25 protein-coding genes are annotated in these 25,528 nt (G+C 66.6%); 11 read left to right on the forward strand and 14 right to left on the reverse strand.

The genetic code is table 11. The features are described from left to right. Positions 1-5: 5 nt before the first annotated feature. From TPR58_RS18685 to aroQ, 8 genes are all read right to left on the reverse strand, one after another. Positions 6-176 (reverse strand): (2Fe-2S)-binding protein, encoded by a 171-nt coding sequence (locus tag TPR58_RS18685; RefSeq protein ID WP_346248260.1) that lies wholly within the window; start codon positions 174-176, stop codon positions 6-8. Positions 177-274: 98 nt separating this feature from the next. Next, on the reverse strand, positions 275-1,522 hold the full coding sequence (locus TPR58_RS18690; RefSeq protein ID WP_346248261.1) for a DUF418 domain-containing protein: 1,248 nt from the start codon (positions 1,520-1,522) through the stop codon (positions 275-277). Continuing rightward, the gene (locus tag TPR58_RS18695) at positions 1,519-1,971 is read right to left on the reverse strand and encodes a hypothetical protein (protein WP_346248262.1); all 453 of its coding nucleotides are present in this window, start codon (positions 1,969-1,971) and stop codon (positions 1,519-1,521) included. Before TPR58_RS18695 ends, TPR58_RS18690 begins: the two co-directional genes overlap by 4 nt. 119 nt (positions 1,972-2,090) lie before the next feature. After that, complete coding sequence (gene purL, locus TPR58_RS18700) at positions 2,091-4,310, reverse strand: phosphoribosylformylglycinamidine synthase subunit PurL (protein WP_346248263.1); 2,220 nt, start codon at positions 4,308-4,310, stop codon at positions 2,091-2,093. Between the two features lie 96 nt (positions 4,311-4,406). Then, positions 4,407-4,748: an arsenate reductase (glutaredoxin) gene (arsC, locus tag TPR58_RS18705; protein WP_346248264.1), complete on the reverse strand. Its 342-nt coding sequence runs from the start codon at positions 4,746-4,748 to the stop codon at positions 4,407-4,409. Beyond that, a complete protein-coding gene (gene accC / locus TPR58_RS18710; protein ID WP_346248265.1) occupies positions 4,745-6,103 on the reverse strand; it encodes an acetyl-CoA carboxylase biotin carboxylase subunit in 1,359 nt (452 codons plus the stop codon). The genes arsC and accC overlap by 4 nt, the downstream gene beginning before the upstream one ends. A gap of 9 nt (positions 6,104-6,112) precedes the next feature. Further along, a complete protein-coding gene (accB, locus tag TPR58_RS18715; protein ID WP_346248266.1) occupies positions 6,113-6,592 on the reverse strand; it encodes an acetyl-CoA carboxylase biotin carboxyl carrier protein in 480 nt (159 codons plus the stop codon). A 32-nt stretch (positions 6,593-6,624) separates the two neighbouring features. Beyond that, positions 6,625-7,059, reverse strand: a complete 435-nt coding sequence (gene aroQ, locus TPR58_RS18720) for a type II 3-dehydroquinate dehydratase (RefSeq protein ID WP_346248267.1) — start codon at positions 7,057-7,059, stop codon at positions 6,625-6,627. Positions 7,060-7,135: 76 nt separating this feature from the next. On the opposite strand from aroQ, the gene thiS reads away from it, so the two are divergent. Then, positions 7,136-8,143: a sulfur carrier protein ThiS gene (thiS, locus tag TPR58_RS18725; RefSeq protein WP_346248268.1), complete on the forward strand. Its 1,008-nt coding sequence runs from the start codon at positions 7,136-7,138 to the stop codon at positions 8,141-8,143. Between the two features lie 19 nt (positions 8,144-8,162). Here thiS and TPR58_RS18730 read toward each other — a convergent pair whose 3' ends face one another. Further along, positions 8,163-8,759: a class I SAM-dependent methyltransferase gene (locus TPR58_RS18730; RefSeq protein WP_346248269.1), complete on the reverse strand. Its 597-nt coding sequence runs from the start codon at positions 8,757-8,759 to the stop codon at positions 8,163-8,165. Between the two features lie 86 nt (positions 8,760-8,845). On the opposite strand from TPR58_RS18730, the gene TPR58_RS18735 reads away from it, so the two are divergent. Beyond that, positions 8,846-9,016, forward strand: coding sequence for a CsbD family protein (locus tag TPR58_RS18735; protein ID WP_346248270.1), 171 nt, complete (start codon positions 8,846-8,848; stop codon positions 9,014-9,016). Positions 9,017-9,082: 66 nt separating this feature from the next. Here the strand turns inward: TPR58_RS18735 and TPR58_RS18740 are convergent, their stop codons facing one another. Further along, on the reverse strand, positions 9,083-10,729 hold the full coding sequence (locus tag TPR58_RS18740; RefSeq protein ID WP_346248271.1) for a thiamine pyrophosphate-binding protein: 1,647 nt from the start codon (positions 10,727-10,729) through the stop codon (positions 9,083-9,085). Between the two features lie 95 nt (positions 10,730-10,824). Between TPR58_RS18740 and TPR58_RS18745 the strand changes: the two genes are divergently transcribed. Genes TPR58_RS18745 through TPR58_RS18770 form a run of 6 tightly spaced genes read left to right on the forward strand, consistent with a single transcriptional unit; the run spans position 10,825 to position 14,639 of the window. After that, positions 10,825-11,562 (forward strand): glutathione S-transferase family protein, encoded by a 738-nt coding sequence (locus TPR58_RS18745; protein ID WP_346248272.1) that lies wholly within the window; start codon positions 10,825-10,827, stop codon positions 11,560-11,562. 31 nt (positions 11,563-11,593) lie between these two features. Beyond that, positions 11,594-12,010: a VOC family protein gene (locus tag TPR58_RS18750; RefSeq protein WP_346248273.1), complete on the forward strand. Its 417-nt coding sequence runs from the start codon at positions 11,594-11,596 to the stop codon at positions 12,008-12,010. A 19-nt stretch (positions 12,011-12,029) separates the two neighbouring features. Next, the gene (locus TPR58_RS18755) at positions 12,030-13,082 is read left to right on the forward strand and encodes an NAD(P)H-dependent flavin oxidoreductase (protein ID WP_346248274.1); all 1,053 of its coding nucleotides are present in this window, start codon (positions 12,030-12,032) and stop codon (positions 13,080-13,082) included. Next, positions 13,079-13,813 (forward strand): hydroxyacylglutathione hydrolase, encoded by a 735-nt coding sequence (gene gloB, locus TPR58_RS18760; RefSeq protein ID WP_346248275.1) that lies wholly within the window; start codon positions 13,079-13,081, stop codon positions 13,811-13,813. The genes TPR58_RS18755 and gloB overlap by 4 nt, the downstream gene beginning before the upstream one ends. 38 nt (positions 13,814-13,851) lie before the next feature. Then, positions 13,852-14,244: a hypothetical protein gene (locus TPR58_RS18765; RefSeq protein WP_346248276.1), complete on the forward strand. Its 393-nt coding sequence runs from the start codon at positions 13,852-13,854 to the stop codon at positions 14,242-14,244. After that, positions 14,241-14,639, forward strand: a complete 399-nt coding sequence (locus tag TPR58_RS18770; RefSeq protein WP_346248277.1) for a hypothetical protein — start codon at positions 14,241-14,243, stop codon at positions 14,637-14,639. Before TPR58_RS18765 ends, TPR58_RS18770 begins: the two co-directional genes overlap by 4 nt. Positions 14,640-14,692: 53 nt before the next feature. Here TPR58_RS18770 and TPR58_RS18775 read toward each other — a convergent pair whose 3' ends face one another. From TPR58_RS18775 to TPR58_RS18790, 4 genes are all read right to left on the reverse strand, one after another. Beyond that, the gene (locus TPR58_RS18775; RefSeq protein ID WP_346248278.1) at positions 14,693-16,819 is read right to left on the reverse strand and encodes a S9 family peptidase; all 2,127 of its coding nucleotides are present in this window, start codon (positions 16,817-16,819) and stop codon (positions 14,693-14,695) included. An 85-nt stretch (positions 16,820-16,904) separates the two neighbouring features. Next, positions 16,905-18,200: an ATP-dependent protease ATPase subunit HslU gene (hslU, locus tag TPR58_RS18780; protein WP_346248279.1), complete on the reverse strand. Its 1,296-nt coding sequence runs from the start codon at positions 18,198-18,200 to the stop codon at positions 16,905-16,907. A gap of 19 nt (positions 18,201-18,219) precedes the next feature. Then, positions 18,220-18,774: an ATP-dependent protease subunit HslV gene (gene hslV / locus TPR58_RS18785; protein ID WP_346248280.1), complete on the reverse strand. Its 555-nt coding sequence runs from the start codon at positions 18,772-18,774 to the stop codon at positions 18,220-18,222. A 107-nt stretch (positions 18,775-18,881) separates the two neighbouring features. Then, entirely contained in the window at positions 18,882-19,466 is a 585-nt protein-coding gene (locus TPR58_RS18790) for a TetR/AcrR family transcriptional regulator (protein WP_346248281.1), read from the reverse strand. 177 nt (positions 19,467-19,643) lie between these two features. Here TPR58_RS18790 and TPR58_RS18795 point away from each other — a divergent pair, with 177 nt between their 5' ends. From TPR58_RS18795 to TPR58_RS18805, 3 genes are read left to right on the forward strand one after another with little or no spacing between them, the layout of a single operon-like run. Beyond that, positions 19,644-20,843, forward strand: coding sequence for an efflux RND transporter periplasmic adaptor subunit (locus TPR58_RS18795; RefSeq protein ID WP_346248282.1), 1,200 nt, complete (start codon positions 19,644-19,646; stop codon positions 20,841-20,843). A 10-nt stretch (positions 20,844-20,853) separates the two neighbouring features. Then, positions 20,854-24,054, forward strand: coding sequence for an efflux RND transporter permease subunit (locus TPR58_RS18800; RefSeq protein ID WP_346248283.1), 3,201 nt, complete (start codon positions 20,854-20,856; stop codon positions 24,052-24,054). After that, positions 24,054-25,499 carry an efflux transporter outer membrane subunit gene (locus TPR58_RS18805; protein ID WP_346248284.1) on the forward strand — a complete coding sequence of 482 codons (1,446 nt, stop codon included), beginning with the start codon at positions 24,054-24,056 and terminating at the stop codon, positions 25,497-25,499. Before TPR58_RS18800 ends, TPR58_RS18805 begins: the two co-directional genes overlap by 1 nt. Positions 25,500-25,528: the final 29 nt, after the last annotated feature.

Consider the following 25,528-nt stretch of genomic DNA (forward strand, 5'->3'; position numbering starts at 1 on the left):
GATGCTTATGCAGCCGCGCGCTCGGCGTCGATAATCGCACGGGCGAAGGGAACGCACTGGCCGCATTTCGGCTGCAACCCCATGGAACGATAGGCCTGGCAGGCGCTCTTGGCGCCGTCCCGTGCCGCCGCACGAACGTCCCGTTCCCGAACCGCATTGCAAACGCAAACGACCATCAGAAGCCTCTTACCCTTCGCTCACCCTCTTATGGGGATACTGCGAGTGATTCGCAACGGCTATTGCGTGTCTTTCGCAACTTGGTCTGGATCGTCCTTCAGTCCGCCAGGGCGGCGCTGCCGCGAATCGGCTGAAACCGCATGCGTGCCAGGCTGCGCCAGAGCCATTCGAGCGGGCCATAGCGGAAGCGGGCGAGCCACGGCTGCGACCAGAGCAGCATGAGTGCCCACATCGCGACGACGACCAGATACAGCTGCGCACGGCCGAGATGGCCGTACCAGCCAAGCCCATAGCCATAGAACAGCGTCGTGCAGATCAGGCTGGTCGCCAGATAGTTGGTGAACGCCATCCGCCCGGTTGCGGCGATCCGCTGCGTCCATCTGCCGTCGGGCCGCATCGTCAGCAGGATCAGGCAGAGCCAGCCGACGACCATCACCGGACGTAGCGGTACCGCTGCGGTGAAGGCGGTCAGCACCGAGAACAGGCTGAAACCGGAGGCGACCTGCCAGGCCACCAGCGCCGCATAGGCCGGTATGCCGATTCCCAGTCCGATCATGGCGCCGCGGCGATAGGCGATCCGGCCCCATTCACCGCGCAACATGCCGGTACGCAGCGCCGCCATGCCGAACAGCATATAGGCGAGCGTCTCCCAGCCGAAGATCATCGTCATCGGCAACGGGCCCATCGGAAACTGCCGGAGCCGATCGGCGACCAGGCCGGCATGGTCCCCGCGGTGCAGGGCCAGCGCGCTGGCAATGTCGTCTGCGGGCGGGATGCCGAAACTGCGTTGATATCCGGCAAGCGTCTGCGCTCCGCCGGCGTCGGGGGTGCCGTTCTGGATCACATGGACCAGCACCGGGAACATCAGCGTGAAGAACAGGGTCTGAACGAGCACCAGCACGATGCCGAGCGCGATCAGCCGCGCGGGGGCCATGCGCCGGCAGAAATAGGCGAGGATGCCGATCATTGCATAATGCGCCAGGATATCGCCGACCCACAGCAGATAGAGGTGGAGCAGGCCGAACACGAACAGCCAGGCCATCCGCATGAAATGGACCCGCGCCGGATTCTCGCCCTTCGCCTCGGCGCGCTCGATCACCATCAGCATCGATGCGCCGAACAGGAATGAGAACAGCCCGCGCATCTTGCCGTCGAACAGCACGAAATTGACCAGATAGACCGCCAGGTCGATCCCGTCCGACCCGCCATAGGCGCGCGGGTTGTAATAGGCGGCCTCCGGCATGGCGAAGCCGACGATGTTGAGCAGCAATATGCCCATCACCGCGATCCCGCGGACCGTGTCGAGCGATTGCAGCCGGGCAAGCGACCGGTCGGGTTCGATCACCGGCGCGCGATCCAGGCGATCGGCAGGCCCACGAGGAAGATGTGGCAGAACAGCTGGGCAAAGATCGCCGTCGGCGGCGGCGGCAGCGGGGTGCCGAAGCGCAGCGGCAGGACGATCAGATTCATGACGACATAGGTACCCAGGCCATAGATGACGCCCCAGGTGACCCAGTTACGCCGAAGCGCGGGGAAGCGGTCGATCGCGGTGACATAGGCCCAGACCATGATCGCCATCAGCAGGTAATGGACGACGATGCCCAGCGCCGCGCCCAGTGATCCCCAGTCGCGCGCGTCGGGGATCGGCCCGGCGGCGACGGTCTTCGCCAGCATCTCCGGCACGGTCCGGCGGGCGAAATAGAGCGTCAGCGCGATCGCCGCGGCCAAGTCGAGCGTTCCCGCGACCAGAGTCCCGGTGACGATCCGTCGTTTCGCGCTCCAACCCCTGTGCATGACTGCGGCCTTTCGGAGCGCAGGGTACCGGTTGGAGCGGCGCCGCTCCAGTGTCTTGTGTCCAGGAAATTTCCCGAGGTCGGTCGGCGGCCCGGAGCGCGTGCCCCGGGCCCGTCCGGTCAGGCCAGCGCGCCGTCTTCGCCCATCAGCGCGGGGAAGAACCCTTCATGGGCGACGCGCAGTTCGTCGAGGGTGACGGTCCAGTCCCCCTCGTCCAGTTCGAAGATCATCCGGTCCTTGATCACGCGGCCCAGCGGGTCGGCGGGGACATCGGCGGCATGTGCCGCGGCCATGAAGTCGGCCAGGCAGGTATCGCACACCGTCACGACGTACAGGCCCTGATCCTCGCCGAAGAAGCTGCCCGCCACGCCGAAGGGCTGCGGCTCGTTGACGAGCACGCCCAGGTTGGAGGCAAGCGACATTTCCGCCAGCGTGACCGCGAGGCCGCCGTCGGAGACGTCGTGACAGGCGGTGATCGCGCCCTTCTCGATCATCTTGCGGATGAAGTCGCCGGTGCGGCGCTCGGCGGTCAGGTCGACCGGCGGCGGCGGGCCGTCCTCGCGGCCATGGATCTCGCGCAGCCACAGCGACTGGCCCAGATCGCCGCCGCGCTCGCCGACCGCCAAGACGGTGTCGCCGGCATTCTTGAAGCCGATCGTGCAGCTCTTCGACCAGTCGGCCAGCAGGCCGATCGCACCGATCGCCGGGGTCGGCAGGATCGCCGATCCGCCGCCGGTCGCCTTGCTCTCGTTATAGAGCGAGACGTTGCCCGACACGATCGGGAAGTCGAGCGCAAGGCAGGCCTCGCTCATCCCCTCGAGACAGCCGACGATCTGGCCCATGATCTCGGGCCGCTGCGGGTTGGCGAAGTTCAGGCAGTTGGTGACGGCCAGCGGGTTCGCGCCGACCGAGGTCAGGTTGCGCCACGCCTCGGCCACCGCCTGCCGCCCGCCCTCGACCGGATCGGCGAAACAATAGCGCGGGGTGCAGTCGGTGGTGATCGCCAGGCCCTTCTGCGTGCCGTGGACGCGCACGACCGCGGCATCGCCGCCCGGGCGTTGCACCGTGTCGGCGCCGACCATGTGGTCATACTGCTCCCAGATCCAGCGGCGGCTGGCGATGTCGGGCGATCCCATCAGCGCGACGAGGTCGCCGGTCAGGTCGGTGCTTTCCGGCACGTTCGCCAGCGGCGCGGGCTTCGGCGTCGGGACGTGCGGCCGGTCGTAGAGCGGCGCCTCGTCCGCCAGCGGGGCGAGCGGGATGTCGGCGACGACGTCGCCCTGCCACTTCAGCACCATCCGGCCGGTGTCGGTGACATGGCCGATCACCGCGAAGTCGAGCTCCCACTTGCGGAAGATCGCCTCGGCAAACGCTTCGCGGCCGGGCTTGAGCACCATGAGCATCCGCTCCTGGCTTTCGCTCAGCATCATCTCGTACGGCGTCATGCCGGTCTCGCGCTGGGGCACGTCGTCCATGACCAGTTCGATGCCGACGCCGCCCTTCGACGCCATCTCGACCGAGGAGGAGGTGAGGCCGGCGGCGCCCATGTCCTGGATCGCGACGATCGCATCCGACGCCATCAGTTCGAGGCAGGCCTCGATCAGCAGCTTTTCGGTGAAGGGGTCGCCGACCTGGACGGTCGGACGCTTCTCTTCCGAATCCTCGCCGAAATCGGCCGAGGCCATCGTCGCGCCGTGGATGCCGTCGCGGCCGGTCTTCGACCCGACATAGACGATCGGATTGCCGATGCCCGAGGCGGCCGAATAGAAGATCTTGTCGGTGTCGGCGATGCCGACGGTCATCGCATTGACGAGGATGTTGCCGTCATAGGCGGGGTGGAAATTCACCTCGCCACCGACGGTCGGCACGCCGACGCAATTGCCATAGCCGCCGATGCCATGGACCACACCGGCGATCAGGTGGCGCATCTTGGGGTGATCGGGCCGGCCGAAGCGCAGCGCGTTCATGTTGGCGATCGGCCGCGCGCCCATGGTGAACACGTCGCGCAGGATGCCGCCCACGCCCGTCGCCGCACCCTGATAGGGTTCGATGTACGACGGGTGGTTGTGGCTCTCCATCTTGAAGATCGCGGCCTGGCCGTCGCCGATATCGACGACACCGGCATTCTCGCCCGGGCCGCAGATGACCTGCGGGCCGGTGGTCGGCAGCTTCTTCAGGTGGATGCGGCTCGACTTGTAGCTGCAATGCTCGGACCACATGACGGAGAAGATGCCGAGTTCGGTGAGATTGGGCTCGCGGCCCATCGCGTGTAGGACGCGCTCATATTCCTCGGGGCTCAGGCCGTGTTCGGCGACGATCTCGGGCGTGATCTGGGTCATGGCCCGTGCCCTTAGCGGGGGCTTTGGGATTCGTCACCCCATCGCGAGCGATGATCGCCGGCGGCGGCGCGGCACAAGCGCCGTCCGCCGCCGGAATCACAGGATCTCGCGAATCTTTTCCGGCGGGCGGCCGAGCCGCACGCCGCGCTCGGTGCGCACCAGCGGACGCTCGATCAGGATCGGAGTCGACGCCATCGCATCGAGGATCGCGTCGTCATCGGCATCCCTGGGGAGCGCCTTGGCCGCATCCTCGCCCTTGCGAAGTCCCTCGCGCGGGCTGATGCCTGCCCGGGCGTAGAGATCGGCCAGCTCCGCGCGAGTCGGCGGTACCTTGAGATACTCGATCACCTCGACCTCGATGCCGGGCGTGTCGTTCAGGATTGCCAGCGCCTCGCGCGACTTGGAGCAGCGCGGATTGTGCCAGATCGTCGCCTTCACGCCGCCGGATCCTGACGCGCCAGCCACTCCTCCAGCCACTTGATCGTGTAGTTGCCCGACTGGAAATCGGGATCGTCGAGCAGCGCCTGGTGGAGCGGGATGGTGGTCTTCATCCCGTCGATCACGAACTCCTCGAGCGCCCGGCGCAGGCGGCGCAGTGCACCCTGGCGGGTGGTGCCGTACACGATCAGCTTGGCGATCATGCTGTCGTAATAGGGCGGCACCCGGTAGCCGGCGTACAGGCCCGAATCGACGCGAACGTTCATGCCGCCGGGGGCGTGATATTGCTTCACCGTGCCGGGCGACGGCGCGAAGGTGCGCGGATCCTCGGCATTGATGCGGCACTCGATCGCGTGGCCGCGGAACTGGATGTCCTCCTGGCGCAGCGTCAGCGCATGGCCCTCGGCCACCCGGATCTGCTCGCGCACCAGGTCCAGCCCGGTGATCGCCTCGGTCACCGGATGCTCGACCTGAAGGCGGGTGTTCATCTCGATGAAGTAGAACTCGCCGCCTTCCCACAGGAACTCGATCGTGCCGGCGCCGCGATACGCCATGTCGGCCATCGCCTTGGCGCAGATCTCGCCGATGCGGTTGCGCTCCTCGGTCGAAAGGACCGGGGAGGGCGCTTCCTCGAGCACCTTCTGATGGCGGCGCTGCAACGAGCAGTCGCGCTCACCCAGATGGATCGCATTGCCTTCGCCGTCACCGAAGACCTGGATCTCGATATGGCGCGGGTTGCCGAGATATTTCTCGAGATAGACGGTCGCATCGCCGAACGCGGCCTTCGCCTCGCTGCCGGCCTGCTGCATCAACGTCTCGAACTGGTCCTCGGACTCGCACACCTTCATGCCGCGTCCGCCGCCGCCCGAGGCCGCCTTGATGATCACCGGATAACCGATCCGCGCGGCGATCGCCTTGGCCTCGGTGACGTCGCTGATCGCGCCATCCGAGCCCGGGACGAGCGGAAGGCCCAGCGCACCGGCGGTACGCTTCGCCTCGACCTTGTCGCCCATCGTCCGGATATGCTCGGGCTTGGGACCGACGAAGATGATGTCGTGGGCCTCGACGATCTCGGCGAACTTGGCGTTTTCCGACAGGAAGCCATAGCCCGGATGGATCGCATCCGCGCCCGAGATCTCGGCAGCCGAGATGATCGCCGGAATGTTGAGATAGCTTTCCGCAGCGCTGGGCGGCCCGATGCAGATGGCTTCGTCCGCCAGGCGGACGTGCATCGCGTCCGCGTCGGCAGTCGAATGCACCGCGACAGTCTTGATCCCCATTTCGTGACATGCACGATGGATACGCAGCGCGATCTCGCCGCGGTTGGCGATCAGAAGCTTCTCGATTTTCTTCATGGGTCGACTTTACTCGACGACCACGAGCGGCTGGTCATACTCGACCGGCTGGCCGTTGCTGACGAGCACCGCGGTCACCGTGCCGGCGGCCGGCGCAAGGATCTGGTTCATCGTCTTCATCGCCTCGATGATCAGCAGCGTGTCGCCGGCAGCGACCTGCTGGCCGACCGATACGAACGGCTTGGCCTCGGGATTGGCCGCCAGATAGGCGGTGCCGACCATCGGGGACTTCACCGCATTGACCGCACTGGGCGCGGCGGCAGGGGCCTCGACGGCAGCCGGCGCTGCGACGGCCGCTACCGGTGCTGCGGCTGCCACGGGCGCGGCTGCCTGAACCACCTGCTGCGCAGCCTTGCGCGCGACGCGGATGCGGCGTTCGCCGTCCTCGACTTCGATTTCGGTCAGCTGGGTATCGTCGAGCACGGCGGCCAGCTGGCGCACGATCTCGATGTCGACCTGCATCGCTCCGTTATTGTTCTTGTCGGTCATTGACTCGTCTTCCGATGAAACCGCGCCCTCTGTCAGAGTCGCGCGGCGGCTTCAAGCGCAAGCATGTAGGACAGCGCACCGAAACCGGCGATGGTTCCCTTGGCGGCCATGCCCACATAGCTGTGGTGGCGGAATTCCTCCCGCGTGAGCGGATTGGAAAGATGGACCTCGATCACCGGGGTCCGGATCGAGCGGATCGCGTCGTACAGCGCCAGGCTGGTATGGGTGAACGCACCCGCGTTGAGCAGCACCGCCTTCGTATCCCGCGCCTGCGCTTCGTGCAGCCAGTCGATCAGGTGCCCCTCATGGTTCGATTGACGCAGGTCGATCTCAAGGTCGAGCTGGCGCGCCCGATCCTCCAACTGCCCGGCGATGTCGTCGAGCGTGTCGTGGCCGTAGATCTCGGGTTCCCGCAGGCCCAGCAAATTGAGGTTCGGGCCGTTGAGAACATAGATCGTGGCGGCCATGGTTCCCCTTTCGGTTGCGACGTGCGCGCGTGCCTCCCTATATGAGCACGTCCCTGCGATCAAATCGGATAACCCAGTGCATACCGACGGTACCGTCTCCATCATCGTGAACGGCGAACACAAGCGCGTCGCCGCCGGCCTCAACCTCCTTCAGCTTGCCGAAGAGCTCGGCCTGGTGCCGCACAAGCTTGCGGTCGAGCGCAATCTCGAGGTCGTGCCGCGCTCGACGCTGGGCGACGTGATCGTCGAGGATGGCGATGAGCTGGAGATCGTCCACTTCGTCGGCGGCGGCGACCATGCGGGTCTGGTGGCGAACGACGACAGCTGGAGCGTGGCCGGCAAGACGTTCCGCTCGCGGCTGATCGTCGGCACCGGCAAGTACAAGGATTTCGAGCAGAACGCGGCCGCGGTGGCGGCCAGCGGCGCGGAGATCGTCACCGTCGCGGTGCGCCGCGTCAACGTCAGCGATCCCAACGCGCCGATGCTGACCGACTATATCGATCCGAAGAAGATCACCTACCTGCCGAACACCGCCGGCTGCTTCGATGCCGAGAGCGCGATCCGCACGCTGCGTCTGGCGCGCGAGGCGGGCGGCTGGGAGCTGGTGAAGCTGGAAGTGCTGGGCGAGGCGCGGACGCTGTATCCCGACATGGTCGAGACGCTGCGCGCGACCGAGATCCTGGCGAAGGAAGGCTTTCTGCCGATGGTCTATTGCGTCGACGATCCGATCGCGGCGAAACGGCTGGAGGATGTGGGCGCGGTCGCGATCATGCCGCTGGGCGCGCCGATCGGGTCGGGCCTGGGCATCCAGAACCAGGTGACGATCCGCCTGATCGTCGAGGGCGCGACGGTGCCGGTGCTGGTCGATGCCGGCGTGGGGAGCGCCTCGGATGCGGCGGTGGCGATGGAACTGGGCTGCGACGGCGTGCTGATGAACACCGCGATTGCCGAGGCCAAGGATCCGATCCTGATGGCGTCGGCGATGAAGGCTGCGGTCGAGGCCGGGCGGCTATCCTATCGCGCGGGCCGCATGGGCAAGCGCCGCTACGCCGATCCCTCGAGCCCGCTGGCCGGATTGATCTGAACCGAGCGGTGAGGGCGGTTCAGCGGGTCTTTTGCGCCAGCCAGACCGTCCTGCCGCCGGCGTCCTCGTCTCCAGAGGCATGGGCGACGACGCGCATGTCGGTCTGTTCGAGCCGGGCGCGATATTCCTCGGGCGACAGGCTGGCGTGATAGAGCGGTTCGCCGAACTGGCTGCCGATCGCCTCGCCATGCGCAGGGCCGGAATTGAACAGCAACAGCCCGTCGGGATCGAGCCAGGCCGACATCCGGGCGATCGCCGCGCGCTGATCGTCATGACCAAGATGGAACAGGCTGTCCCAGGCGATAATGCCGGCAAAACCGCGATCCATCGCCACGGTCCGCATGTCGCCGACCCGCCAGTCCTGATCGGGAAAGCGCCCGCGCGCGATCGCGATGAGCGGTGCCGAGATGTCGATCCCGACGACGCCATGGCCGCGCTCGATCAGGTAGCGGTCGATCGGTTCGCCGGCGCCGCAGCCCAGGTCGAGAATGACCCCGCCGGCGGGGATATGCTCCAGGAAACGGTCGATCCAGGGACGTTCGACGAAACGGCTCCGGCGAACGGAATCGAATGCAACCGCGTGGCGCTCATAATGTCCTGAATCAAGCTCTGCCATTGCCGATACCGCAGTTCGCGATGGAACCCGCCTGCCGCCCATCCGTTTGAAAGAAGAACGCAAAATACATCATTCGGAGATGCATCATGGGCGAACTGGTCGACAAGATCAAAGGCAACGTCAACGAAGCCATCGGCAAGGCGAAGCAGGAAAGCAACAACCCTGACACGCGTGCAGACGGCGCCGCACAGGAAGCCAAGGGCAAGGCCCAGCAGCTCGGCGGCAAGATCAAGGGTGCGCTCGGCGACGACATCTGACGTCGCTTAATGTCACTACGGAATTGGGCAGCCCCGCCAGTCGGGGCTGCCCTTTTTCATGCCGCGTTACCGGTTTCGGATCGCCGTGATCGTCGTCGCAGCGGTAATGAATTCCACGTCGGTGCGAAGGTGGAGCAGCCGCAGACCTTTTTCCGCCATTGCGCGATCGAGCGCCGGGGTAAACTGGTCGGTGCGGTCCACCTTTTCCGCCCATCCGCCATAGGCGCGCGCGAGCGCGGCGAAATCGGGATTGCGCAGCGTCGTCCCGCTCAGTCTCGCGGGATATTCGCGTTCCTGATGCATGCGGATCGTGCCATAGGCGCTGTTGTCGATGACCAGCACCAGCAGGTCGACGCCATGCTGGACCGCAGTCGCCATTTCCTGGCCGTTCATCATGAAATCGCCGTCGCCGGCCAGGGCGACCGCGACGCGGTCCGGCGCGCGGATCGCGACCGCCGTCGCAGCCGGCACGCCATAGCCCATCGCCCCGGCGGTCGGCGCAAGCTGCGACGGATGGGCCGCATAGGGCCAGTAGCGATGCCACCATCCCGAAAAATTGCCTGCGCCGTTGCAGAAGATCGCATCGGCCGGCAGTCGCTCGCGCATGGCCGCGACGCATTGACCGAGGTCGAGCTGCACCTCGTCGCGCGGCCGGGGGGTGTTCCAGTCGATCCACTCGGCATGGGCCTCGGCCGCCGCGAAGCTGCCGGACATCGCCGAGCCGTTCAGCGCGCGTGCGAAACTGGCCATGTCGGCACAGATGGCGAGATCGGTGCGATAGACGCGGTCCAGCTCCTCGGGGTCGGGATGGACATGAACCAGGATCTGGTCGGGATGATCGGGCGTGATCAGCGTATAGCCGTCGGTGGTCGCCTCGCCGAGCCGCGCTCCCACCGACAGTACGAGGTCGGCGGACTTGATCCGTTGAACCAGCCTGGGGTTGGGGCCATAGCCCAGATTGCCCGCGAAGACCGGGCTGCCCGTCGGCAGCGAATCCTGTCGGCGAAAGGCGGTTGCGACGGGCAGGCCGATCCGTTCGGCCCAGGCGGCGAAGTCTGCGCCGCATTGGGCATTCCAGCCGGCGCCGCCGACGATCGCGATGGGGTTCTTCGCATTGCTCAGCAGCGTTTCGAGACGGCTAAGTGCGGTCGCATCGGGTGCCTGAGCCAGTCGTTCGACCTTGGGCCGGTCGATCGCCTCGACGACGTCGCACAGCATGTCCTCGGGCAGCGCGATCACCACCGGGCCGGGGCGACCCGACTGGGCGACGTTGAAGGCGCGAGCGACATATTCGGGAATGCGGGCTGCATCCTCGATGCGCGTGGCCCATTTGGAGATCGGCCCGAAAAAGGCGGGGAAATCGACTTCCTGAAAGCCTTCGCGGTCGCGCATCGACCGGTCGACGTCGCCGATGAACAGGATCATCGGGATCGAGTCCTGCATCGCGACATGGACGCCGATCGAGGCATTGGTGGCACCCGGGCCGCGAGTGACGAAGGCGACGCCGGGCCGCCCGGTCATCGATCCGTCGGCACAGGCCATGAAGCCGACCCCGCCCTCCTGGCGGCAGGTGATGACATCGATCGCCGGCACGTCGTGCAGCGCGTCGAGCACGGCAAGGAAACTCTCGCCGGGAACGTGGAAGATCCGATCGCAGCCCTGAGCCACGAGATTGTCGACGAGGATCCTGCCCCCGGTGCGCTTTTCTATCATGGCGGGAGCTTCTAGAACCAGCATCGCGATCAGGCCAAGTGGCGATTGCAAACCCGGACAGGCGGGGCGGCTATGGCCGTGGCGAGGGAGGCATCATGCTCATCATCGGCAATCACGTTTCGCCCTATGCGCGCAAGGTGCTGATCGCGCTCGACATCAAGGGCGTCGACTATGAGGTCGATCCGATCGTTCCCTTCTATGGCACCGATGCCTTTACCAAAGTCAGCCCGTTGCGCCGCATCCCGGTGCTGATCGACGGCGATCTGATCCTGAACGATTCGACGGTGATTGCCGAGTATATCGACGAGCGCTGGCCGGAGCCGCCATTGATGCCGCGTGCGCCCGAGGATCGGGCGCGGGCGCGGTGGATGGAGGAATTCGCCGACACGCGGCTCGGCGACCTGGTCATCTGGAAGCTGTTCTTTGCCAAGCTGGTGGCACCGCGGGTGTTTCATCGCGAGCCCGACCCTGCCGCGCTGGCGCAGGTGACCGACGTGGCGCTGCCCGCCGCGCTGGACTGGATCGAGCCACGCGCGCCCGAGGCCGGGTTCCTGTTCGATCATCTGTGTACCGCGGACATCGCCTATGGCTGCTTTTTCCGGAACGCGGCGCTGGCCGGCTGGACGATCGACCCCGCCCGGTGGTCGCGAAGCGCCGGCTGGGTCGCGCGCGTCTGGGCGCACCCCGCCTTCGCCGCGACGATGCCCTATGAGGCCGCGATCCTCGGCGCGCGCAGTCACGAGCGCCCCGCGGCGCTGAGGGCGGCGGGGGCGAAGGTGTCGGAGCACAGCTATGGCGGCAACGCGCCGCAGCCGAGCATCATGCTCGGTTGACGGCCGTCGACCGCGGCGCGAAGCAGTCGGCATGACCAGATATCTCCACACCATGATCCGCGTGACGGATCCCGAGGCCACGGTGCGTTTCTTCGAGCTGATCGGGCTGCGCGAGGTCCGGCGCGTCGACAGCGAGAAGGGGCGGTTCACGCTGATCTTCCTTGCCGCGCCCGGCGATGAAGCCGCGCAGGTCGAACTGACCCATAATTGGGATCCCGAACCCTATCCGGGCGGTCGCAATTTTGGGCATCTCGCCTACCGCGTCGATGACATCTACCAGACCTGCCAGCGGCTGATGGATGCCGGCGTGACGATCAATCGTCCCCCGCGCGACGGGCATATGGCATTTGTTCGAACGCCCGACGGCATCTCGATCGAACTGCTCCAGGACGGACATCTGGCGCCGCAGGAACCCTGGGCATCGATGCCGAATACCGGCGAATGGTGATCTGCCGCGCGGCCCGGCGATGAGCGACGCGGGCGTCCTCGCCCGGTTCGGCGCGACGGTGCCGATCGTTCAGGCGCCGATGGCCGGGGCAGGCGGCGTCGCGCTGGCAATCGGCGCGATCCGCGGCGGCGCGCTGGGATCCCTGCCCTGCGCGATGCACGATCGGGCGCAGGTCGCCGCACAGGCAGCAGAGGTTCGCGCGGCGGTTTGCGGGCCGCTGAATCTCAACTTCTTCTGCCACGCCTTGCCCGATCCGCCGGACGAGTCGGCGTGGCACGCGCTGCTCGCGCCCTATTATGAACGGGAAGGTGCGGTTCCGGGTGCGCCGGCTCCGCTGCGCCGACCGTTCGACGATGCGATGTGCGCGGCGGTCGAGTCGATCCGGCCCGACGTGGTCAGCTTTCATTTCGGCCTGCCGGACATTGCCCTGCTCGACCGCGTCAGGGCGAGCGGCGCCGCGGTGTTCGGCAACGCAACCACGGTCGCCGAGGCGCGCTGGCTGGTCGAGCGCGGGGTGGACGCGGTAATTGCACAGGGCGAGGAGGCGGGCGGCCATGCCGGCTGGTTCCTCGATCGGCATGCGCCAGTGCCGCTCGCCGCGCTGGTGCGCGACATCGTCGCGGCCGGGCAGGCTCCCGTGATCGCCGCGGGCGGGATCGTGGACGGCGCGGGCATCGCCGAGGCGCTTCGCCTCGGCGCGAGCGCAGCGCAGGTCGGCACGGCCTATCTTGCCGCCCCCGAGAGCATGATCGCCGCCGCCTATCGCGCGCTGCTCGGCACGGCCGCGGCACGGGACGCGGCGTTCACGACCCTGTTTTCGGGTCGAGAGGCGCGCGGCATCCGCAATCGGCTGATGCGCGAGCTGGGCCCGATTCGTGCGGAGGTGCCGGCGTTTCCCTATGCATCCGCCGCCCTCGCGCCGCTTCGCGCGCTGGCGGAGGCGGACGGTCGCAGCGATTATTCGCCGCTCTGGGCCGGAAGCGGCGCGGCGCGCGTTCGGTCGATGCACGCGGAGGAACTGACGCGGACGCTTGCGGCGGAGGCCGACGCGCTGGCAGGAGTGACCCCATGACCAATCTCGACATCGTCCGCATTCCCGCGCTGAGCGACAATTACATCTGGCTGGTCCATGATCCCGACAGCGGCGGGACCATCGTGATCGACCCTGCGGTCGCCGACGCGGTGCTGGACGCGGCACAGGCGCGGGGCTGGACGATCGATGCGATCTGGAACACGCACTGGCACCCCGACCACACCGGCGGCAACGCGGTGATCAAGGCGGCAACCGGCTGCACGGTGATCGCGCCGCGGGGCGAGGCCGAGCGGATTCCGACCGCGGACCGCCTGGTCGGCGAGGGGGACATGGTGTCGCTCGGCGTACACGACGCGAAGGTGATGGAGGTGCCCGCCCATACCGCCGGCCACATCGCCTATCATTTCGCGGGCGATGCGGCCGTCTTCGTCGGCGACACGCTGTTCGCGATGGGCTGCGGCCGGCTGTTCGAGGGAACCGCGGCGCAGATGTTCGACAACATGACGCGACTGGCGGCGCTGCCGCCGGAGACACTGGTCTATTGCGCGCACGAATATACCCAGTCGAACGGCCGCTATGCACTGGTCGCGGAGCCGGACAACGAGGCGATCCGTGAACGGATGATCGATGTCGACCAGAAGCGGGCGACGGGCGAGGCGACCGTGCCGACCACGATCGGCGCGGAGCGGGCGACCAATCCGTTCATGCGCGCGCAATCTGTCGAAGCGCTAGCTGAGCGGCGCGCGGCCAAGGATAGTTTTCGCGGCTAGGCGCGTTGATCCCCTTGAGGGGCACGGGAGTGCTGCGGATGATTGGTTATGCGATACCCCTGATGCTGCTCTCGGCGGCCGTTTCCGTCGGTGCCGCCACGCCCCAGGACCGGCTGGCGAGCGAGCGTGCCGACTTGGCCAAGCGACTGGACGGCCTGACACCGGGCAAGTCGCGCACCTGCGTGCCGCTCACGGGAATTCAGGAAGTGAAATTCTATGACGGCAAGGGGCTGTTCGTTCAGTCCCGGAGTCGGATGTGGACCAACGATGCGCGCGGCGGCTGCCGGGTGTCGAATGACGACATGATCGTCGCGCGGCTGACCACGGGTCAATATTGCAGCGGTGACATCATCGAGACCCGATCCCGGTCGACCAACATGTTCACCGGCTCTTGCGCGCTCGGCGACTTCGTGCCGTACTCGCGCCCATGAAACAGGTTCTTATCCTTGCCGTCGCGCTGGCCGGCTGCACCGCCAGCGCCGAGTCGCAACGGTCGCAGGCGGCCGAGGCCGACCGAGACCTGGCGAAGGCGACCGAGGGGCGTGTCGCCGGGAAACCGCAGGACTGCATCCCGATCAACCGTGCCGGTGGGCCGCAAATCATCGACAAGCAGACCCTGGTCTACACCGATATGGGCACGGTCTATGTCAACCGGCTGCCGGCCGCATGCCCCACGCTGGACCGCAACGACACGATCATCAGCGAAGTCTATGGCGGCAATCTGTGCCGCAACGACCGGTTCCGCTCGCTGCAGCCGGGCACCTCGATCCCGGGCGCTTATTGCCAATTGGGCAGCTTCACGCCCTATCGCAAGGCGAAGGACTGACGGGGCGGGTCGGGGCGGCCACCTGCCAGCCGCCCCGACTGACCTGCCCGGATTCAGTCGACCTTTAGCGTCGTGAGGGCGAACGCCATCCACTCCGATTGCTGGCGATAGCGTTCGAACCGGCCGGACTTGCCGCCATGGCCGGCCTCCATGTTGACGCGGAAGACGAGCGGGTTGTTGCCGGTCTTCCTCGCGCGCAGACGCGCGACCCATTTGGCGGGTTCGTAATATTGCACCTGGCTGTCCCACAGGCCGGTGCCGACATAGAGCGCCGGATAGGCCTGCGCCGTCACATTGTCGTACGGCGAGTAGGACAGCATATAGTCGTAATAGCGCTTGTCCGCGGGGTTGCCCCATTCGTCATATTCATTGGTGGTCAGCGGAATCGACGCGTCGAGCATCGTGGTGACCACGTCGACGAACGGCACCTGGGCGACGATCACGCCATAATCCTGCGGCGCCATGTTCGCCACGGCGCCCATCAGCAGTCCGCCAGCGCTGCCCCCCATCGCCGCCACCCGGCCCTTCCTGGCATAGCCCTGGTCGACCAGATACCGGGTCACGTCGATGAAGTCGGTGAAGCTGTTCTTCTTGTTGAGCAGATGGCCGTCGTCATACCAGCCGCGGCCCATCTCCTGACCGCCGCGGATATGGGCGATGGCATAGACCATGCCCCGGTCGAGCAGGCTCGGGTTCACCGGCGAGAAGCGGGGGTCTGTGGACGAACCATAGCTGCCATAGGCCTGCTGGAACAGCGCGGCGCTGCCGTCTTTCCGAAAGCCTTTTGCGTAGACGAGGCTGACCGGGATGCGCGTCCCGTCGCGCGCGGTCGCCCAGACACGCTCGGTCACATATCTGGACGGGTCGTAGCCGGGGACGGGCTGAACCTTCAGCGTCCGGCGCTCGCCGGTCTTCACATTTGTCTCGTAGGTCGTCGTGGGCGTGACCAGCGAGTCATAGGTGTAGCGGACCCAGGGTGTGTCCACTTCGCTGTTGCCCGACAGGCTCATCGCATAGGCGGGTTCGTCCGCCTGAACCGGGCTCGACTTGCCGGCGTCGGTCAGGATACGCACCCGCTTGTTTCCGCCCGCACGCTCCTCGATCGCGAGGAAACCGGTGAAGGGCTGGAAATTCTCGATGAAGACCGTGTCGCTGTGCGGCACGAGGTCCTTCCACGCCGCCCGGCCCCTGGCGGCATTGCCGTCGCCGACCGACATCAGCTTGTAATTCTTCGCATTCCAGTTGGTGCGAATGATCCAGCGGTTGCCGACATGGTCCGCCGAATATTTGAACTCGCGCTCGCGCGGCGCAAGCAGCGTGAACCGGGTCGGATCCGCGGCGGGGGCGCAGCGCGCCTCGTTGCTGACGGTCGATTCCATCACGATGCAGATGAACTTGTCGTCGCTGGTGCGGCCGACGCCGATATAGAAGCTGTCGTCCTTCTCTTCATAGACGACGCGGTCGCTGCTCGCCGGCGTGCCGATCACATGTGCCTTGATCCGCTTCGACAACAGCGTGACCGGATCCTTGTCGACATAGAAGAGCGTCCGGCCATCGGCCGACCATACCGCTCCGCCGTCCATGTTGCCGATGGTGTCGGGCAGCAGCGCGCCCGTCTTCAGATCCTTGATCCGCAGCGTGTACTGGCGACGGCCGACCGTGTCCTCGGCATAGGCCAGGTAGCGATTGTCCATGCTGACTTCCCAGTCGCCGATCTGGAAGAAGCCCTTGCCCTCGGCCATTTTCGGCTGGTCGAGCAGAATTTCCTCGGTACCGCCGCTATCAGCCTTGCGCGCCAGGATCGTATAGTTGGCCCCGGTGTCGAAGCGGGCGTAATAGAGATAGCCCCGCGTGCGGCTCGGCACCGTGCTGTCATCCTGTTTGATGCGGCCGATCGTCTCGCGGTACAGAGTCTCCGCCAGCGGCCTGGCCGGTGCCAACATGCGATCCGCATAGGCATTCTCGGCAGTGAGATAGGCGAGCATCTCGGGATTCTTGCGGGTATCGTCGCGCAGCCAGTAATATTCGTCCTGGCGCACGGCGCCGAACGGCGTCTTCACCTCATGCGGCTTCTTTGCGGCGACCGGGGGTTGCGGCAGCGTCGCAGGCGCAGAGGTCTGGGCTCCCGCCGTGGCGACCGCCGATGCGGACAGGAAAAGGGCGGCGAGCAACGTTTTCATGGTGGAACTCCCGTGCGATTCGCACGGGAGCAACCTGCCAAATCCTCCCCCGCTGTGCGAGGGAGGATCTGATCACGGCAGCAGGTTAGAGGACGTAGCGGCTGAGGTCGGTGTTGCGCGCCACGCTCGCCAACTGGCCATCGACATAGGCGGCATCGATCACCAGCGTCTCGCCCTTGCGGTCCTCGGCGTCGAAGCTGACGTCCTCGAGCAGCTTTTCCATCACCGTCTGCAGCCGGCGCGCGCCGATATTCTCGATCTCGGCATTCACCTCGGCCGCGATCCGCGCCACCGCGCGGATGCCGTCCTCGGTAAAGTCGATCTGCACGCCCTCGGTGCCCAGCAGGGCGGCATATTGCGCGACCAGGCTGGCCTTGGTGTCGGACAGGATCGCGACGAAATCCTCCTCGGTCAGTGCCTTCAGCTCGACCCGGATCGGCAGCCGGCCCTGAAGCTCGGGCAGCAGGTCCGACGGTTTCGCCACATGGAAGGCGCCCGAGGCGATGAAGAGGATGTGATCGGTCTTCATCGGTCCGTATTTGGTCGCGACCGTGGTTCCCTCGATCAGCGGCAGCAGGTCGCGCTGGACGCCCTCGCGACTGACCGAGCCACCGCGCACGTCGCTGACCGCGATCTTGTCGATCTCGTCGAGGAAGACGATCCCGTTGGCCTCGGCATCGGCGAGCGCGGTGCGGCTGACCTCGTCCTGGTCGAGCCTCTTGTCGGCCTCTTCCTCGACCAGCTTTTCCCAGGCGGCGGGGACGCTCAGCTTGCGCCGCTTGAGCTGCTGGCCGCCGAATGCCTTGCCCATCATCTCGGACAGGTTGATCATCTGCGGCGCACCGCCGGGAATGTCGAACGGCATCGACGGCGCCTGTTCGACCTCGATCTCGATCTCGGTGGTGTCGAGCATGCCGTCCTTGAAGCGCTGGCGGAACGCCTCGCGGGTGGCGGTGCTGGAATCCTTGCCGGTCAGCGCGTCGAGCAGCCGCTGCATCGCGGCTTCCTCGGCCTTGTCCTTCACCGCGACGCGGCGGCGTTCCTTCTCCAGCCGGATCGCTTCCTCGACCAGGTCGCGAGCGATCTGCTCGACGTCGCGACCGACATAGCCCACCTCGGTGAACTTGGTCGCTTCGACCTTGACGAAGGGCGCATCGGCCAGCTTGGCCAGGCGGCGGCTGATCTCGGTCTTGCCGCAGCCGGTGGGCCCGATCATCAGGATGTTCTTCGGGGTGACCTCGTCGCGCAGGTCGGGGGCGAGCTGCTGGCGGCGCCAGCGGTTGCGCAGCGCGACCGACACCGCCCGCTTCGCGTCCTTCTGGCCGATGATGTGCGCGTCGAGCGCAGCGACGATGGTCTTGGGAGTCAGGGAGTCTTTCATTGGGTCACTTCGTTTGGCGTCAGGAGACGCTGTCGAGGATTTCGATCGTGAGGCGATCGTTGGTGTAGACGCACAGTTCGCCGGCAATCTTCATCGCCTGGCGGGCGATCTTCTCGGGATCCTGTTCATAGTCGACAAGCGCCCGCGCGGCGGCGAGGGCGAAATTGCCGCCCGATCCGATCGCGGCGACGCCGCCCTCGGGCTCGAGCACGTCGCCATTGCCGGTCACGACCAGAGTCACTTCCCTGTCGGCGACGATCAGCATCGCTTCGAGATTGCGAAGATATTTGTCGGTGCGCCAGTCCTTGGCCAGCTCGACCGCGGCGCGCAGCAGCTGGCCGCTATGGCGCTCCAGCTTGGCCTCGAGCCGTTCGAACAGGGTGAAGGCGTCGGCGGTCGCACCGGCGAAACCGGCGATCACCTTGCCGTCGCCCAGGGGGCGAACCTTGCGGGCATTGGGTTTCATCACGGTGTTGCCGGCCGAAACCTGCCCGTCCCCGATGATCACGACTTTGCCCGATTTGCGCACGGAGAGAATGGTCGTGCCGTGCCACGCAGTGTCTTTGCCGCTCATGGGGGCGATATGGGGAGGGGGCTGCACGCTTGCCAAGCCCCCCGGACGTCAACCGGTCGAAACCAGGCGCAAACATGATCTGCGGAGGGGGCGACCCGGATACAGGCTCAATCGAGCATCGCCGCCGTGAACAGGCGCGTCAATCGGCCATGGAGCTGCTCGTCCAGCCCGGGCGGCTTCGGGCTCCCTTCGAAAACGGTGCTGAGGACGTCGGCGCCCAGCATGATCGCGAAGGCCATGCCGGCGCGAATCTTGGCATCGTCATCGCCGCCCAGCGCATCGCTGAGCGGATCCAGCAGATTTTCCTGCATCGCCTCGCGCACCAGTTCGATCGTCGCGGGCGAGGCGGCGGAGCGCAGCATGATCATGACCCAGTCGAGCCGTTCGCCGGGACCTTCGCACGCATCTTCCGACAAAAGCATCGTCGCCAGATGTTCGGGCAAGTCTTCACGAGCGAGGCCGTCGAAGTTCATCGGATCTTCGCAGACCATCGTCTGCCGGAACAGCTGCTCCTTGCTGCCGAAGTAGCGGCTGACCAATGCCGGATCGACGCCGGCATCGCGGGCGATCTCACGCACGCCGACCTTTTCGTAACTTTCACGAGCGAAGTGACGACAGGCTGAGACGAGGATCGCTTCTCGGGTCGCGGCTGCATTGCGGAGCCGAGGTGCGCCGGCATTGGGTGGCAACATGGTCGCGATTGCTACGCTTTATAGCGATTTTGTCAACGGCCGTTGACAAAAAAGTCTACACTCGTTGACAAGCGTCGCCGCCGGGCTTAGCCACCCATCGAAGTCAAGGACGGACAATACCGGCCTGGCGACTCTCGGGAGGGGTAGCCGGCGGCATCGTACCAGGGACGGATCTGCATGTATTCAAAGGGTTATCATTCGTTCGCCGTTGCTGCGGCGTTGGCCGCTTCGCTGGCGCTTGCCTCGTGCGGCGGCGGCGCCGACTCGGCGCAGCAGCCTCCGCCGGCACCGCCGGTGACGGTCGCGACGCCATTGCAGCAGAATGTCGTCGACTGGGACGACTATGTCGGCCGGTTCGAGGCGATCGAAACCGTCGAGGTGCGTCCGCGCGCTTCCGGTTACGTCGTTGCCTCGCATTTCCGCGATGGCCAGATGGTTCGCAAGGGCCAGTTGCTGTTCACGATCGACGCGCGCCAGGCACAGGCTGCGCTGGCCCAGGCACAGGGACAGCTGGCCCAGGCCCAGGCGACGTTGGTCAATGCCCGCACCGAACTCGCCCGCTCCGAAACGCTCGCCGCGTCGCGCGCAGCGAGCACCGAGGAGGTCGAATCGCGCCGCGCTGCGCTGCGTTCGGGCCAGGCGCAGGTCGCCGCGGCTCAGGCGGTCGTCCGCGCGCGCCAGCTCGATGTCGGCTTCACCCGCGTGACCGCGCCGATCAGCGGCCGCATCTCCGAGCGGATGGTCGATCCCGGCAATTCGGTTGCCGCCGACCAGACGGTGCTGACCACCGTCGTTTCGGTCAGCCCGCTGCACTTCGTGTTCCAGGGATCGGAAGCGCTGCTGCTGAAATACCAGCGCCAGGATGCCGGCACCCAGACCGGCACGCCGGTGCGGATCAAGCTGTCAGACGAGAATGACTATTCCCATTCGGGCACGCTCGACTTTATCGACAATGCGGTGAACGCCCAGGCGGGCACGATCCGCGCCCGCGCGATCGTGCCCAATGCCAGCGGCTTCCTGAAGCCCGGCATGTCCGGCAACCTCCGTCTCGAAGGGTCGCGACCCTATCCGGCGCTGCTGGTTCCCGACACTGCGATCGTCGCGGACGCCGCGCGCCAGCTTGTCTATGTCGTCGGCAAGGACGGCACGGTCGCGGCGCGACCGGTCCAGACCGGTCCGACGATCGGCGGACTGCGCGTGATCCGATCGGGAATTGCGGCCGGCGATCAGGTGATCATCGGCGGCATCCAGCGCGCGCGTCCTGGCCAGAAGGTCCAGCCGCAGCCGGGCAAGATCGAGCAGCAGGCCGCCCCGGCGGCGGCACCCCCGTCGTCGAATGCGCTGCCCGCATCGACGGCGCAGCCGGCGGGCCGCTGAGGAGCGATCAGTGAACATATCCAGCTTCTTCATCGAGCGGCCGATCTTCGCGGCCGTGATCTCGGTGTTCATCACGCTGATCGGCGCGTTCTGCTACCCGCTGCTTCCGCTGTCGCAATATCCCGAGATCGCCCCGCCGACGATAGTGATCCAGGCCGCCTATGCCGGCGCCTCGGCCGAAACCGTCGCCGAGACGGTGGCCGCGCCGCTGGAGCAGGAGATCAACGGCGTCGAGAACATGCTGTACCTCAGCTCGTCCGCGAGCCAGGGTTCGGCACAGGTGACGGTGACGTTCAAGCCCGGCACCGACCTCGATGCGGCACAGGTGCTGGTCCAGAACCGCGTCGCGCTCGCCGAGCCGCGCCTGCCCGAGCAGGTGCGCCAGGTCGGCGTCACGGTGAACAAGCAGGAATCGGGCTTCCTGATGATCGTGGCGCTGACGTCGCCCGACAAGAGCCTCGATGTCGACTATATCGGCAACTACGCCAACACCTCGATCCGCGACCGGCTGCTGCGCCTTGAAGGCGTGGGCGGCGTGCAGGTGTTCGGCGGCGGCAATTATTCGATGCGCGTCTGGATCGACCCGGACAAGGCGGCCACGCGCAACCTGACCTCGACCGAGATCATCGCCGCATTGCGCGCGCAGAATGTCCAGACGGCGGGCGGTGCGCTCGGCCAGTCGCCAGCGGGCGATCGCAACCCGTCGTTCGAGATGCCGGTCGATGTGCAGGGCCGCCTCAAGTCGGTCGAGCAGTTCGGCGACATCACGCTGAAGAGCGATCCCGCCACCGGCTCGATCACCAAGCTGCGCGATGTCGCTCGTATCGAGCTGGGCAGTCAGGACTATTCGATCCGCGGGTCGTTCAACGGCCAGCGCGGCATCGCGCTGGCGGTGATCCAGCAGCCGGGTGCAAACTCGCTGAGCGCCGCGCAGCTGGTGCTCGACGAGATGAAGACCCTGTCGAAGGATTTCCCGGCCGGTCTGAAATACACCATCCCGTACAACCCCACCGAATATGTCGCGTCTTCGGTCGAGGCGGTGGAGCATTCGCTGATCGAGGCGATCGTGCTGGTCGTCATCGTCGTGCTGGTCTTCCTCCAGACCTGGCGCGCGGCGATCATCCCGATCGTGGCGATCCCGATCGCACTCGTCGGTACCTTCGCCGTCCAGTATGCGCTCGGATTCTCGATCAACTCGCTGTCGCTGTTCGCACTGGTGCTCGCGGTGGGCATCGTCGTCGACGACGCGATCGTCGTGGTCGAGGCGGTCGAGAAACATATTCGCGACGGGCTCAGCCCGCGTGAGGCCGCGCACCGGACGATGAAGGAAGTGTCGGGCGCGCTGATCGCGATCGGCCTGGTGCTGGTGTCGGTGTTCATTCCGACCGCAATGGTCGGGGGCATTCCGGGCATCTTCTATCGCCAGTTCGCCGTGACGATCGCGGCTGCCTCGGCAATCTCGCTGATCGTGTCGCTGACGCTGTCGCCTGCAATGGCAGCGCTGCTGCTGAAGCCGCACAAGGATCACGGCGTCGATCACGGTCCGCGCTTCCTGCGGCCGGTTCGCGTCGGCGCGCAGAAGTTCAACCAGGGTTTCGACTGGCTGTCGGACCGCTATGGCCGGTTCACCGGCCGGGTGATCCGGATGGGCCTGATCATGATGCTGATCTACGCCGGGCTTCTGGCACTGACCGGCTGGCGGCTGACCGCCACGCCGACCGGCTTCATCCCCGAACAGGATCAGGGCTTCCTGATCGGCGTCATCCAGTTGCCGCCGGGCGCGTCGCTCGATCGCACCGAGGCAGTGCTCAACCGCGCCTATGGGATCGCCAGCAAGACGGAAGGGGTCATCGACGGCGTCGCGTTTGCGGGCCTGGACGGAGCAAGCTTCAGCCAGGCGTCCAACTCGGCAGTGATGTTCCTGAAGTTGAGCGACTGGTCAGAGCGCGGTTCCGAAAATTCGGCGCAGGCGCTGGCCGGCAAGCTGACCGGCGCACTCGGCCAGATCGACGGCGCCAACATCTTCATGATCGCGCCGCCCGCGGTGCAGGGCCTCGGCAACGGCAGCGGCTTCGTGATGATGATCCAGGATCGCAGCGCCAATGCCGGCTATCGCGCGCTGGAAGGCGTGACGGGCCAGATGATGGGCGCGGCGATGGGGGAGAAGAAGGTCTCGCAGGTCTTCTCGCTGTTCAATACCGGAACCCCGCGCATCCGCGCCGAGGTCGACCGCGACCGTGCCCAGCTGGTCGGCGTCGATCCGGGCCAGGTGTTCGATGCGATCGGCACCTATATTGGCTCGACCTATGTCAACGACTTCAACCTGTTCGGCCGCACCTTCCGCGTGACCGCGCAGGCCGAGCCCGACAAGCGCGACGACGTCGCCGATATCGGCCGGCTTCAGGTCCGCTCGCGCAGCGGCGAGATGGTGCCGCTGTCCTCGGTGGCCACCTTCATCCGCGACAGCGGGCCGCAGCGCGTGGTGCGGTACAACCTGCTGCCTGCGGTGGAACTCCAGGGTGAGGCCGGGCCGGGCGTCTCGTCGGGCGATGCGCTGGCGACGATGGAGGCGATGGCAACGAAGGTCCTGCCCCAGGGGTATAGCTACGAGTGGACGGGCCTGGCCTATCAGCAGAAGGAAGCGGGCAGCAGCTCGGCACTGATCTTCGTGCTGGCGGTGGTGTTCGTGTTCCTGGTGCTGGCGGCGCAATATGAGGCGCTGACCTTGCCGATGGCGGTCATCCTGATCGTGCCCATGTGTATCCTTGCGGCGCTGGTCGGGGTGACCTTGAGGGGGATGGACAACAACATCCTCACTCAGGTCGGGCTGGTCGTGTTGATCGCGCTGGCGGCGAAGAACGCGATTCTGATCGTCGAGTTCGCCAAGCAGGGCGAGGATGAGGGCAGGGACCTGTACGACGCGGCCATCCACGCCGCCCGGTCGCGCCTGCGTCCGATCCTGATGACGTCGTTCGCGTTCATCTTCGGCGTGATCCCGCTGGCCATCGCCACGGGTCCCGGCCAGGAGATGCGCCAGTCGCTCGGCACCGCGGTGACGTTCGGCATGATCGGCGTGACCGTGTTCGGCCTGATCTTCACGCCCATCTTCTATGTGCTGATGCGCAAGCTCGGCGGATGGCGGCGCAAGAAGAAGGTGACCAGCCCACCGCCCGCTGCCGATCCGGCCCAGCCGATCGTGGGAGACGCATGATGAAGCGCAGCATCACCCTATTGCTGTCCTGCGCCGCGCTGTCGGGGTGCATGGTCGGTCCGAACTATGTTTCGCCCGCGCCCAAGGCGCCTGCCCAGCAGGATTTAGCCAGCGGCACGTCCCCCTCGTTCGTCCCGGCCGAGCCGCCGGCCGACTGGTGGACGCTGCTCGACGCGCCGGTCCTCGACCGGCTCGTCGCCGATGCGCTGGCGGCGAATACCGACCTGCGCGTTGCCGCCGCGAACCTGCGGGAGGCGCGGGCCTCGCTCAGCGAGGCGCGCACCGCGCGGCTGCCGTCAACCAACATATCCGGCAACTACACCTATTCGCAGCAGTCGGGAGCGACACTCGCCCCCTTCGGCGTGACCGGTGCCGGGCCCCGGCTCGAAACCTATGATGTGGGGATCGACGCGAGCTATCAGTTCGACCTGTTCGGCAAGATCTCGCGCACGATCCAGGCCAGCCGCGCCGACCTCGAGGCGGTTCAGGCGACCTATGACCTGACCCGGGTGACGGTGGTCGCGGAAACGATCCGCGCCTATGCCGATGCCTGCACGTCCGGCCGTCAGCTGGGCGTGGCGCGCGATACGTTGCGCGTTCAGGAAGAGACGTTCGACCTGACCCGCCGCCGCGTCGAGGGAGGGCGCGGGACCGCGCTGGACACCAGCCAGGCGTCGTCGCTGCTCGAACAGACCCGCGCCGATGTCCCGGTGCTGGAGGCACAGCGCAAGTCGGCGCTGTTCCGGCTCGCGACCCTGACCGGGCGTCCGCCAGCCGAATATCCCGCCGAGGTTGAGGCATGCACCACGCCGCCGGTGGCGCGCAGTGCGATCCCGATTGGCAGCGGCAGCTCGCTGCTCGCCCGGCGGCCGGACATCCGCGCGGCCGAGCGTCGCCTTGCGGCCGCAACCGCGCGGGTCGGCGTGGCGACGGCGGATCTCTATCCGAACATCTCGTTCGGCGCGGGGATCGGCACGACGGCGACGTCGGTCGGCAATCTGTTCAGCGGCGACAGCCTGCGCTTCAGCCTGGGGCCGCTGGTGTCGTGGAGCTTCCCGAACATTGCCGCCGCCCGTGCACGCATCCGTCAGGCCGAGGCGCAGGCCGATGGTGCGCTGGCAACCTTCGACGGGACCTGGCTCACCGCGCTGCGCGAGACCGAGACGGCGCTGACCCAATATGTCGCAATCGGCCAGCGCGTCGCGACGCTGCGCCGCGCGCGCGACGCCGGCCGCGAGGCGGCGCGGATCGCCCGCCTGCGCTATCAGGCGGGTGCCGAGGACTTCCAGATCGTGCTCGACGCCGAGCGTTCGCTGGCCGGATCCGAATCGCTGCTGGCACAGGCGGAGGGTCAGTTCTCCGACGCGACGGTGACCTTGTTCCTGGCGCTCGGCGGCGGATGGCAAACCCCGACGGCTCAGCCGGCGGCGACGCCCGCCAACTGACCTGTCTGATGATCAGGAACGGCCGGAGC

Origin of the sequence: Sphingomonas rustica, from assembly GCF_039652585.1 — a bacterium.
GTDB lineage: Bacteria > Pseudomonadota > Alphaproteobacteria > Sphingomonadales > Sphingomonadaceae > Sphingomonas > Sphingomonas rustica.